The 11,725-nt window shown below is 69.5% G+C and carries 8 protein-coding genes; 3 read left to right on the top strand and 5 right to left on the bottom strand.

The genetic code is table 11. The features are described 5' to 3' along the window. Positions 1 to 105: 105 nt before the first annotated feature. From ABGB17_RS33735 to ABGB17_RS33755, 5 genes are all read right to left on the bottom strand, one after another. Positions 106 to 3,900: a beta-ketoacyl synthase N-terminal-like domain-containing protein gene (locus ABGB17_RS33735; protein WP_347637439.1), complete on the bottom strand. Its 3,795-nt coding sequence runs from the start codon at positions 3,898 to 3,900 to the stop codon at positions 106 to 108. Between the two features lie 56 nt (positions 3,901 to 3,956). Then, positions 3,957 to 4,997 (bottom strand): ketoacyl-ACP synthase III family protein, encoded by a 1,041-nt coding sequence (locus ABGB17_RS33740; protein ID WP_347637441.1) that lies wholly within the window; start codon positions 4,995 to 4,997, stop codon positions 3,957 to 3,959. A gap of 26 nt (positions 4,998 to 5,023) precedes the next feature. Then, positions 5,024 to 5,302: a phosphopantetheine-binding protein gene (locus tag ABGB17_RS33745; RefSeq protein WP_347637443.1), complete on the bottom strand. Its 279-nt coding sequence runs from the start codon at positions 5,300 to 5,302 to the stop codon at positions 5,024 to 5,026. Continuing rightward, positions 5,299 to 6,366 carry a ketoacyl-ACP synthase III family protein gene (locus ABGB17_RS33750; protein ID WP_347637445.1) on the bottom strand — a complete coding sequence of 356 codons (1,068 nt, stop codon included), beginning with the start codon at positions 6,364 to 6,366 and terminating at the stop codon, positions 5,299 to 5,301. Before ABGB17_RS33750 ends, ABGB17_RS33745 begins: the two co-directional genes overlap by 4 nt. Positions 6,367 to 7,074: 708 nt before the next feature. Next, entirely contained in the window at positions 7,075 to 8,376 is a 1,302-nt protein-coding gene (locus tag ABGB17_RS33755; RefSeq protein WP_347637447.1) for a cellulose binding domain-containing protein, read from the bottom strand. 793 nt (positions 8,377 to 9,169) lie between these two features. On the opposite strand from ABGB17_RS33755, the gene ABGB17_RS33760 reads away from it, so the two are divergent. The 3 genes from ABGB17_RS33760 to ABGB17_RS33770 form a co-directional block, all read left to right on the top strand. Further along, positions 9,170 to 9,388, top strand: coding sequence for a hypothetical protein (locus ABGB17_RS33760; RefSeq protein WP_347637449.1), 219 nt, complete (start codon positions 9,170 to 9,172; stop codon positions 9,386 to 9,388). A gap of 162 nt (positions 9,389 to 9,550) precedes the next feature. Next, positions 9,551 to 10,369: an NmrA family transcriptional regulator gene (locus ABGB17_RS33765; RefSeq protein WP_347637451.1), complete on the top strand. Its 819-nt coding sequence runs from the start codon at positions 9,551 to 9,553 to the stop codon at positions 10,367 to 10,369. A 234-nt stretch (positions 10,370 to 10,603) separates the two neighbouring features. Continuing rightward, positions 10,604 to 11,725 (top strand): tetratricopeptide repeat protein (locus tag ABGB17_RS33770; RefSeq protein WP_347637453.1); only part of this gene is annotated, 1,122 nt, incomplete at its 3' end.

Consider the following 11,725-nt stretch of genomic DNA (forward strand, 5'->3'; position numbering starts at 1 on the left):
CCTGGCCCGTGACCGTCACGGAGCTCCGTGCCCTCGCGCGTGGGGCTCCGTGACGGTCAGCGGCAGGGCGGCGCCGGGAAGGGCTGGGCCGGCGCCGCGGTGGTCTCAGCCTCCGATCGCGGGTGCGGTCTCGAGGACGGGCTCCGGTGCGGTGGACGGTCTCGTCGTCGTGAGGAGGTCCACCAAGTGGTCCGCGATGGCGGAGATGGTGGGCTGCTGCCAGAGCAGGGTCGCGGGGAGGCGGCAGCCGAAGCGCTTCTCCAGGCGGCGTCTGACCATGACGGTCATCACCGAGTCCAGGCCCTGTTCCACCAGGGGGCGCCGGAGCGCCAGGTCCTGCGGGGTGAGTCTCATCACGGAGGCGATCTCCGCGCGGACCTCGGTCAGGGCGAACTCGCGCAGGTCCTCGGGCGGGAGGCCGGCGAACGACTCCGCGGGCTCCTGGAGCTCGTCCTCGGCCGCGGCGGGGGCGTCGATCACCGGGTAGCGGAGGCCGGACAGGTGGCCCACCACGCGGCCGTCGGGGGTGGCCAGGAGGGCACGTACCGTGTCGTCGCCCGCCGGGTCGACGGCCGCATCGATGATCACCGTCTCCGGCGGGGCGCCGGTCAGCGTCAGCTCGTCGATGTGCACCACCATGCGGAGCACCGGGTCGCCGGGGAACACGCACGGGGCCACGGACATGACCGCGTCCAGCGCGGGGGCCCAGGTCGGAGGAGCCTCGGCGGGGTGATCGGTGTGGACCGTGGCGCGCAGAACCCCGTCCCCGCTCAGCAGCGTCCCGATCGTCCAGTCGAAACCCGTCGAGGGGACGCCTACGGCGGCCAGTCGCCGGTGGACGAAATCGGTGTCGATCGGAGTGAGAGCGGCCGCGTCCGGCAGCACGTCGGGCATCGCACCGCCCGGTGCCGCCACGGAGGCGGTGACGTGGATCAGCCAGGCGGGTTCCGGCTCGCCGGGGGCGGCCGGCGTGCGCGCCGCGAGGCGGATACCGGGGGGCTCGTGGACGACCTGGATCTGCCTGCGCTCCGCGGTCATCAGCGGGTGCATCATCTCCACGTCGGTGAGGGTGCCGTCCCCGGTGGCGTGCAGGAACGTGTTGACCAGCACGGCGGCGGGGACGATCTCGACGCCGCCGAGGGCGTGGCTGCCCGGGTAGGGGCGGTTGGCGTCCTCCAGGCTGGTGCGCCACACCCGTGCCTGGCTGCCCGCGAGGCTGGTGCCGGTCCCGAGCAGGGTGTGGGAGTGGACGTCGTGGCCCCGGGCCTCGCCGTCGTAGGAGTCACGCCAGTGGCGGCGGTGCTGCCAGGCGTACGGCGGCAGGGCGATCAGGCCGCCGTCCGGCTGCAGGCGGCCCCAGTCCAGCTCGACACCGTGGCAGTGCGCCGTGGCGACCGCGGTGAGGAAGGCCGGACGCTCCGGCTGGTTGCGGCGCAGCGACGTGCCCACGAACACGTCCTCGAACCCGGTCTCGTCGAGCGTCTCGTTGAGGGAGTGCGCGACCACGGGGTGAGGGGAGATCTCCAGGAACGCGCGGTAGCCGTCCTGCGCGGCGGCCGTCGTCGCCGCGGCCAGCCGCACCGGGTCCCGGAGGTTCGCCGCCCAGTACTGGGAGTCCAGGACGGGCGTCGAGCGGGGATCCGCCAGCGCGGTCGTGTACATGGGAACGCGGGGCGAGCCGAACGAGAGATCGGCGGTCGCCGCCGCCAGCTGGACGGCCAGGGGCTCCATGTGCGGGCTGTGGAAGGCGACGTCCGACGCCACCCGGCGTACCACGATGCCCTCGGCCGGCCACTCGTCCAGCACCGCCTCGACCGCGGCGACGTCGCCGGACAGCACGGTGGAGCCGGGTGCCGACGAGATCGCCGCCACCAGGTCGGTACGGCCGGCCAGCCGCTCGGCCGCCTCCTCGAAAGGCAGGCCGACCATGACCATGGCCCCCTTGCCCTCGGCCTGGCGCAGCAGCACGGACCGGCGGCAGATCAGGCGCGCGCCGTCGGACACGGTCATCGCGCCGGCCGTCACCGCCGCCGCGATCTCGCCGACGGAGTGACCGATGACGGCCTTCGGGGCCACCCCGTACGCGTTCCAGAGCCTGGCGAGGCCGAGCTGCATCACGAAGATCATGGTTTGCTGGCGGTCGATCCCGTCCAGGTCGCCGTCTGCCAGGACCTGCCGGGGGGAGAAGCCGATCTCCTCGACGAAGATCGGCTCCACCTCGTCGACCAGGGACGCGAACACCGGCTCGGTGGCGAGCAGCTCCCGCCCCATCCCGCGCCAATGGCATCCCTGACCGGCGAACACCCAGACCGGCCCAGGGCCCGGCACGGGAAGCACGTCCCCGGTGACGACGGCCTCGGACGGCAGGTCCTCCGCGAGCCGGCGCAGGCCGGCCGTCAACTCGTCCCTGTCCGCCCCGATCACGACGGCCCGGCGGCCCAGGTGCGAGCGCCGCCGCGCCAGCGTATGCCCCACGGAGGCGAGGTCGAGCCCCTGCCCGGAGGTGGCGAGCCGGTCGGCCAGCGTGCCCGCGTACTGCCGCAGAGCCGTCTCCGACGCGGCCGACAGCGGGAACAGGCGCTGCCCCGTCCCGTCGCCCCGGGGCACCTCCGGAGCCGGGGGAGCCTGCTGGAGCAGGATGTGCGCGACGGTGCCGCCGTACCCGAAGCTGGAGACGCCCGCCCGGCTGGGGTGGTCGCGGTCCGGCCAGGCCGACCGTTTGGTCACCACGCTGAGACCCGAGGTCTCCCACGCGATGGCGGGGTTCGGGGTGGTCAGCACGCTCGGGGGGATCTCGCCGCGGTCGAGGGCGAGCACCGCCTTGATGACACCGGCGATGCCGGCGGCGCCTTCCAGGTGGCCGATGTTGGACTTGACCGAGCCGATGAGGCACGGGTCGCCCGGGGGCCGTCCCGCGCCGTACACGGCGGACAGCGCGCCCGCCTCGAGCGGGTCGCCCAGCCGGGTCCCGGTCCCGTGCGCCTCGATGTAGTCGACCGTGCCCGGTGAGATGCCCGCCTGCCGGCACGCCCGGGCCATCACGTGTTCCTGGGCCGCCCCGCACGGCGCCATGATGCCGTTGGTGTGCCCGTCCTGGTTCACGGCGCTGCCGATGACGAGCGCGAGGACGCGGTCACCGTCGCGGCGCGCGTCGGACAGCCGTTTGAGCACGATGACGCCGCAGCCCTCGCCGCGGCCGTAGCCGTCGGCCGCGGCGTCGAACGACTTGGACCGCCCGTCGGGGGCCAGGGCTCCGGCGGCGCCGAGCGTGAGGGTCTCGCCCGGGGTCACCAGCAGGTTGACCCCGCCGGCGAGGGCGACGTCGCTCTCGCCGAGCCGCAGGCTCTGCGCGGCCAGGTGGAGCGCGACCAGCGACGCCGAGCACGCGGTGTCCACCGCCATGCTGGGCCCGCGCAGGTCCAGGGAGTAGGAGATGCGATTGGCGACGGCGCAGGTCGCGGCGCCGATCCCGGTCCACGCCTCGATCCGGGGCAGGTCCTCGAGCAGGCGGCGCCCGTAGTCGTCGGTGCAGACCCCGATGAACACCCCGGTGTCGGTGCCGGCCAGGTCGCGCGGCGGCAGGCCGGCGTGCTCCAGCGCCTCCCAGGCGGTCTCCATCAGGATCCGCTGCTGCGGATCCATCAGCTCGGCCTCCCGGGGGGACAGGCCGAAGAACTCCGTGTCGAAGCCCTCGATGTCGTTCAGGAAGCTGCCGTGGCGTACGGCATGGCGCAGCGCGGCGGCGTCTTCGGGACTCCGGTTCTCGTACGAGCGCCAGCGTTCGGCGGGCAGCGGCCCGGTCGTGTTCCGGCCGGCGCACAGCAGCTCCCAGAACTCGTCCGGTGAGCCGGCGTCGCCGGGGAAACGGCATCCGATCCCGACCACCGCAACCGGTTCCACCTGGACTCCGCTCGGACTATCGACCATCGCTACCGTTTCCCTTCGATGACAGCGTTTCAGGACCATGCAGGCGTATCGAGAATCTTGATCACGGCGCTGGAGACGGTGACTCCCGGACCGGTGCCGAGCATCAGCAGGTGGTCGCCGGGGCCCAGTTCCCCGGTCAGGAGCAGCCGGTCCAGGGCAAGGACCTGGTCACTGGCACCGCAGTGGCCGATGGTGCGGCCGTGGTGCCAGGTCGATCGGGACATCGGCAGGTCGAGCGCGGCCATGCAACGCTGTTCGACGATCTCTTCGGAGTAGTTCATGAAGGCCACCCGGGTGAGATCCTTGGCCTCGATCCCGCTCTCGGTCAGCGCGCGCTCGACGACCTCCATCAGCGCACGCTGGATCTTGAACAGCGCCGCCGTGGCCTCGCCCTGGGGCATGACCTGCTGCCGGAACTGCTCGTTCCTGGCCCCGAAGCTCATCCGGCGCCCGACGGTGACGCCCGGAGGGAACAGGGGTTCGGTGCCCCGGTGCAGTTCCTCGGCCTCGGTCACGGTCACCGTGCAGACCGACATCAGGCGCGCGAAACTCGCCTCTTTGGTGAGCACGAGCGCGCTGGCGGCGTCCCCGCCGATGTAGCCGGGACCCATCCGCCACCGGTCCATCAACGGGGTGCCGTAGTTGTCGGCGGCGACCAGCAGGGCCGCCTGCCGGGCGGGAGCGGCGTCCAGGTAGCTCGCCGCGAGTTCGAGGGCGATGAACATCCCGTTGCAGCCCTGCCGGATCTCGGTGGCCAGGACGTCCCCGCCGACCAGGTGGCGCTGCAGGTAGGAATGCGGCGGCCAGCCGTCCGGGCCCTGGTGCCACGTCGAGGCGTAGAGAAGGAGATCCAGGTCGGCCGGTGCCCGCCCGCTGCGCTTGAGTGCGCTCCGCGCCGCGTGCAGAGCCATCTCCGGAGCCGGTACGTCACCGGCCACCGCCGCCCCGGCCAGGTTGTGCAGTTCTACTTCTTCCGCCGGGTACCAGCCTTTGGCGACGGCCTTCTCGACGCTGACCGTCCGCGGGATGAAGGCTCCCACCCCGCTGATGTAGGTGTCCGCCCACTGCATGACTCTGTCCTCGCTGGCTCGGACGGCTAAACGAACGAAGCCGGTTCGAGTTCTTTGATCATCGCGACGATGGTCGCCACGTCCTGGAAGTTCTCGGGATCGAGTTTCGCGGCGGGGATCGGGACGCCGATCTCCCGCCGGATGAAGTTCAGCAGGCGGGCCGTCCGCAAGGAGTCCAGCAGTCCCGACAGCAGGAGCGGGGTCGTCTCGTCGACCTTCATGTCCTCGTCGTCCGGGACCAGGTTCTCCTGGATGAAGGCGACCAGCCTGTACGTGATCTCGTCGGCGTTCCGTCCGGTCGTCATGCCGGCTGCCCCTCTCCTGCCGCGGGCCGCGTCACGGGGGAGGGCGCGAGCACCCTGAAGGCGGCCGCGGCGACCGACGTGCCGGAACCGAACCCCACCATGAGCAGGTGATCGCCGGGGACGAGCTCGCCGGTCGCGACCAGGTGCTCGAAGGCGATGAACTGGTCGACCGCGCCGCAGTGGCCGACGCGCCGGCCGTAGTCCCAGGTCGTCTGCTCGACGTCGATGCCCAGCCAGGACATCTGCCCGTCCAGGTCCTCGCGGCGGCCGTGCGGGAACGCCACCCGGGTGATGTCGTCCAGCCCGATCCCGGCCTCGTCCAAGGTCTGTTCCACCTGTTGCATCATCGTCTTCTGGATCTTCAGGTGGATCCCGGTCCCCTGCTTCTTGAGCAGCCGCTGGCGGAACTCCTCGTGCCGGTCCCCGAAGCTCAGCCCTCTGCCGATGGTGGCGTCCGGGGGGAACAAGGGGTACGCGCCGTCGTTGACGGCGTCGGCCTCCGGGATCGTCGTCGCGTTGACCGAGAGGAGCTGGGCCATGCCGTACTCCTTGCCGAGGAGGAGCGCGCACGCGGCGTCGCCTATCACCGCACCGGGCGTCATCCGCCAGCGGTCCACCAGCGGGGTGCCGTGGTTGTCGGCGGAGACCACCATCGCCGTCTCCCGGTCCGGCTCGGCCTTCAGGTAGCTCGCCGCCAGCTCGAGTGAGCTGATCATCCCGACGCAGCCGCTCCGGATCTCGAACGCCGGCACGTGCCCGCCGAGGAGATGCATCTGCAGGTAGTGCTGGGGCTGCCAGCCGTTCGGGCCCTGATGCCAGACCGACGGGTAGAGCAGGAGGTCGAGGTTCTTGGGGGAGGACTCGCCCCAGCGGTCGTAGGCGTCCAGCACCGCGCGTCGCGCCATCTCGGGCGCGGACACGTCACCGGCGACCGCCGCACCGATCTGCTGGAACCGCTCGACCTCCTCGGCGGGGTACAGGCCGTCCTTGACCGCCTGCTCGATGGTCACGATGTCCGGCACGAAGACGCCGAGGCTCCTGACGAACATGTTGGATGTACGCACACGTCCCCTAACTCGTCGACAATCGCCACACCTGCCGGCACGGCGAGGGAGGGCTCCGCCGAATTCGGCGGGGCACCATGGAGAACGGCGTCGCCTGCACGCCGGCGGGTTTTCCCGAGGGCCGCGGCGACGGGCCTTCCGGCAGCGGGTCAGGCGAACAAGGCGGGACGGGTGACGCCCGTATCGTGCGTTCACCTCAAAAAGCACCCGCTACACGCAGGTACGCGGTTTATTTTGTGTGAACCGAGGCGAAATCCCGATACGGGATGTCGGTAATCGCAGCCGACCGGCGAAATATTTCGTGAATACGGAGCCGGTGGTCGGGCGATGTCAGCAGGTAGTCCCGCAGTCCAGGCCGGCCGCCGACGCGCTTGAATCGATTGCCGTCACGAGTTCCTCTCCCTCATCGGCCGTCACACAGGCAAGGATAGGGCCGGGCAGGGGGCAAAGCAATATGAACGTCCGAAATCTCGGGCAACGTCATTCCGTGACCGGAGTTCGGCGGAACGTGTTTGAGTTATGAAATGAACTTATCCGCTCCGAGCTGCGGTTTCCCCGACCGGTTCAGGAGTGTGTTTCCGCACAACCCGGGAGAACAACTGGTGCGTAGCCATTCAAGGGCTGAACCGGTCGGGCCGTCGCCGGTCGGTCCGGCGGAGGGACCGGCGAGCCGCTGAACCACCACATTCGCGTCGTCTTGGCGGATACCTAGGTGCAGACGATTCCGTTGAGTTTGAACTGGGACGGTATGGCGCTCGTCCCGTTCGCCTGGAAGCCGAAGCTCTGGGCGGAGCCGGGACCGATATAGGCGTTGCCGGAGTCACGTGCGACCACCGAGGTGCCGGTCTGGGTGATCGTGGAGTTCCAGGAGCTCGTGACCTGCTGGCTGCCCGGCCAGGTCCACTCCAGGGCCCAGCGGTCGACGGGGGTCGTGCCGGTGTTCGTGATCGTCACCTGGGCGTTGAAGGCTCCGCTCCAAGGGCTGGGGACGTAGGCGACCGAGCAGGAGTTGCCCAGCTTGAGTCCGCCGCGCAGCCAGCGTTCGAAGGTGTCCCAGGTGGGGTTGGGTGTGCCGGTCTGGGTGGTCCCGGCGCAGTTGCCCTGGGTGGTGTAGGTGGTCTGGGTGCCGAAGCGGGCGGGGTCCATGATGTAAGCCATGCCGTGGTCCGCGCCGGGTATCGAGATGAACTGCGCGTTGCCGCAGCTCGTCTTGATCTTGTTGTAGAGCAGCACGCTCTGCCCGTGCGGCACCAGGAAGTCGGCCTGGCCGTGCAGGAACATCAACGGCGGGTCATTGGCGTCGACGTAGTTCATCGGGTTGGCCAGGGCCGTCTGGGTGGGGCAGGTCTGGATGGCGCAGCCGATCAGTGCCGACTCCGGGGAGGCGGGGGAGTCGTGGTTCACCCCTCCGGTGGGCAGGTTCTGCGCGTTCATCTGGAGGAAGTCGGTGGGGCTGTACATGGCGAGCCCCGTCTGCAGGGCACTGGAGTAGCCGGTCGTGCCGATGGTGCCCTCCAGTGACGACACGCCGCCGGTCAGGGTGGCCATCTCCGTCAGCCAGCCGCCCGAGGACTCGCCCAGCATGGCGAAGCGCTGGGGGTCCAGCTGGTACGTGCTCGCGTTGGCGCGCAGCCAGCGGATGGCCGCCTTGATGTCGTGCACCTGAGCGGGGAAGACCGCCTGAGCGCTGGACCGGACGCTGACGCCGGCCACCGCGAATCCCTTGGGGTTGAAGATGGCGGCGATCGCGTCCGCGCCGGTCTTGCCCTCGTCGCTCGACCACGCCGAGCCCTTGTGCCAGATCAGCAGCGGCCGGGGGGTCAGACCGCCGGTCGGCAGGTAGAGGTCGAGCAGATGCCCCTTGGAGCCGGCCGGCTGCGCGGGCGCGTAGGCGATGTTGCTGTACACCGCGGCCTGCGCCGGCGGTGAGAGGGCGAACGACACCCCCAGGGCGGCCAGCATGGTCATGACCACGCCGGCGATCGCGGACGTGCGGATACGAATATGCATGAGGGTCTCCGGTGCTCGTGTGGTCGCCGCTTCCAGGTGGCCGTCCAGATCTCCCCCGGTCTGGGGCAGCCGCGATCAGCACGCGAGCCGTAGCGCCTGTTGAGAACGCACGTCCCGTTCGAATCCTGGCCTCGCTTCGATATGGGCGAGGTGACGATATGACACGTACGTGAGCATGGTCAAAGCATTCGTCGGATCGGTCCATTTCTGATGACATCTCATCCGGCTGAACTGGGAAAAGCGCCTCATCTGGCACCGGAGGGTGACAAAGCGTAAAGAAAGGTTCAGACCATCGATGGCCTGGTGAGCGGCCATGTAATGCTCATGCGAACCATTACTGAGTCGTCACGCAGAGAGTCAACGGTGCCGGCCTGCCTCGTTCCCGGGACGGGATCCCGGCCGGCCGTACGCCCGGCTGCCCCCTCGCCGGCAGTCCCCTGTTTCGGACATAACCTCTCGTAGTGGACGAGAAGGGGAGAGACATGCAGTAGAGCGTCATAAGAGGGTGAGTGTGATATGGAGTTCCTGGAAGTCATTAAAGCGGGCGCTCCCCGACTAAGCGTCGGTCTCTAATAGCGGCATCCTCGGCGAACGTGTGTCGGCCTCATGAAAACGCCCTGAAAGTTTCAGGTTTCCCGCAGCTGATCATGCAAGGTCGGCAGATGTTGTACGATTACCCGCCTGCCCCGGTCGGCGGTGACGCTCCGTGCCCCACGCAGGGGCGTGACAATCTTCTTGGCGCGCGGTAAGTGATATCTTGACCGCCATCATCTGCCCAGTCGCAGGAGGATTGATGCGCAAGTTACGCGCAGTTCTCGTCTCGGCCGTTCTGGCCATCGGAGTGTCGTTATCCATCGGCGCCACCCCGGCGAACGCCGAGACGGTGAACGGCATCTACACGCAATATTCGGACTGCCAGCGGGTCGGAACCTACGGCGACGACCAAGGCTGGTGGGACGACTGGCGCTGCGAGTGGAAGAGCCAGTACTACTACTACTTCCTCTACGCGTGACACGGTGAAACAGTTGCGCCCCAGGCTCGGGATGAGCGGGCCTGGGAGCGCCGAACACCGCTCCGGGCGATGGCGCGCGGAGCCGGCATGATGCCCGCGCCGTCCGGATGACGCGGCCGAGGCCGGCGGGATTGTCGGTGCCGGATGGTTGGGTGCGTAGGCATGGAAAGGCAACCGATTCTGGTCCTCGGAGCCACCGGCTCCACCGGCCGGCGGGTCGCCGGCCTCCTGCGCGCGGCCGGGCACCCGGTGCGGGCCGCGTCGCGCGGTGGTGAGGTGCGTTTCGACTGGGCCGACCCCGCGTCATGGCCCCTCGCCGTGGGCCCGGCCACCGCGATGTACCTGATGGCACCCGACGGCGTGCCGGTCGACCCCGCGTTCGTCGCCGTCGCGGCCGGCCGAGGGGTGGAACGTATCGTGCTCCTGTCCAGCGGCGCCGTGGAGGAGATGGGGGACGAACGGCTGCTGTCGGCCGAGCGGGCGGTGCGCGAGTCCGGCGCCGAGTGGACCGTGCTGCGCCCGAGCTGGTTCCACCAGAACTTCAGCGAGGGCTTCCTGCGCGAGCCGGTGATGTCAGGAGAGATCGCGCTGCCCCTGGGCGATCTCCGCCAGGCTTTCGTGGACGCGGCCGACATCGCCGCCACGGCCGTGACCGCCCTCACCACCGACGGCCACCACGGCCGCACGTACGACCTCACCGGCCCGCGCGCCCTCACCTTCGCGGAAGCCACAGAGATCGTCGCCCGCGCGTCCGGCCGCGAGATCCGCTACGTGGGCGACCCCGAGACCTACGCCGCCCGTCAGCACTCCCTCGGCCGCCCACCCGCCGAGGTGTCCGCCGAGATCGCGGCGTTCACCGCGTTACGCCGCCGCGGCGACGACAAGCCCACCGACGTCGTCGAGCGATTGACCGGCCACCCCCCGAAGGACCTGGTGGCCTACGCCACCGAGACGGCCGCCCGGGGCGCCTGGCGCGACTGACACACACCCACACGCCGAGGAACAGTGTCTGTCGCACCGTGCCCGTGGTCTCATGATCCCGCTCAGTGCAGCCGACGCGCGGTGAAGCGGCCCGCTGCCGTGCTTTCCGTGCCCGATCGGCTCGAGCGTGGCGTTCCAACAGCCGCGAGGGTCAGGCGAACTCGTCCAAATGCGTGTTCGTGTCCCCGAAGGCGGCGCTAGCTTTCCCTTTCGGGATGCGATCAGGGGAACCATATGGCGAACCGGGCAGAGCTTCTACGGGTGTTACAGCAGCGGCTGGATCAGTTCGCCGCGACACAAGATGCCGCGCCGCTGCTGGAACAGGCCGTCCTCGACCAAGCCAACGAACTGGCACAGAGTCTCCACGACGGCGCCGCGACCGACCTGGAGGCGATGCAATTACTGGGTGAGCTGCACTGGTACCGCTATCTGAACCTGCCTTACGGCCAGGATCAGATGGATTTGCAGGCTTTCGTCCGCATATGCAACTCCTTGTGCCTTGCGGGGGTGTTGCCTGATTCGCTGGTGCCGTTCCTGGACGGACCGATGGCCCCCTACCTGACCGCACTCCGTCAATGGGTACTCGATCCCGCCGACAAGAACCTGCCCACGATGACGCCCCAACTGTGGCGCTACATCGCGGACGCCACCCCCGCCGATCACCCCGATCGGGTGCTCGCCCTCTGCGGCCTTGGGGTCGCTCTGCTGATCAGGAATGAGCGTATGGGGGAGGTGGGGGATCTGGATGAGGCGGTCGAGGTGGTGCGGCAGGCCCTGCGGGCGGCGCCGGCCGATCACCCTTATCGACTCGTGACCATGGTCAATTTGAGTACCACGCTGCTGCGCCGGTTCGAGCGCATGGGATCACTCAGCGATCTGGATGATGCCATCGAGACGGGGCGGCAGGCGGTGCGGACCACGTCCGCCGATCAGCTCGAACTCGCCGCTGCCCTGGGCCAGCTGGCTACCGCGTTGCAGGCTCGATTCAAGCGGACGGGGGACGTGGGGGACCTGGATGAGGCGGTCGAGGTGGGGCGGCAGACGGTGCGGGCGATGCCCGCGGATCACCCTCACCGAGCCACAGCCCTGAGTGACTTAGGATCCGCGCTACGGCACCGGTTCGAGCGGCTGGGGGCGGTGGGGGATCTGCATGAGGCGGTCGACGTGGGGCGCCAGGCGACGCGGGTCGTGCATCCTCATCAGGACCACTTCGGCCGCTCCCGACACCAGAACAACTTGGGCATCGCGGTGCGTACGCGGTTCGAGCGGCTGGGGGCGGTGGGGGATCTGGATGAGGCGGTCGAGGTGGGGCGTGAGGCGGTGCGGGCGATGCCCGCGGATCATCCTGAGCACGTC

The organism is Sphaerisporangium sp. B11E5 (assembly GCF_039871875.1).
Taxonomy (GTDB): domain Bacteria; phylum Actinomycetota; class Actinomycetes; order Streptosporangiales; family Streptosporangiaceae; genus Sphaerisporangium.

What these genes read in the sequence shown, in the direction of transcription:
- ABGB17_RS33740 (WP_347637441.1), bottom strand. Translation starts at nt 4,997, where the DNA reads ATGCAGTGGGCGGACACCTACATCAGCGGGGTGGGAGCCTTCATCCCG.
- ABGB17_RS33745 (WP_347637443.1), bottom strand. Translation starts at nt 5,302, where the DNA reads ATGACGACCGGACGGAACGCCGACGAGATCACGTACAGGCTGGTCGCC.
- ABGB17_RS33755 (WP_347637447.1), bottom strand. Translation starts at nt 8,376, where the DNA reads ATGCATATTCGTATCCGCACGTCCGCGATCGCCGGCGTGGTCATGACC.
- ABGB17_RS33760 (WP_347637449.1), top strand. Translation starts at nt 9,170, where the DNA reads ATGCGCAAGTTACGCGCAGTTCTCGTCTCGGCCGTTCTGGCCATCGGA.
- ABGB17_RS33765 (WP_347637451.1), top strand. Translation starts at nt 9,551, where the DNA reads ATGGAAAGGCAACCGATTCTGGTCCTCGGAGCCACCGGCTCCACCGGC.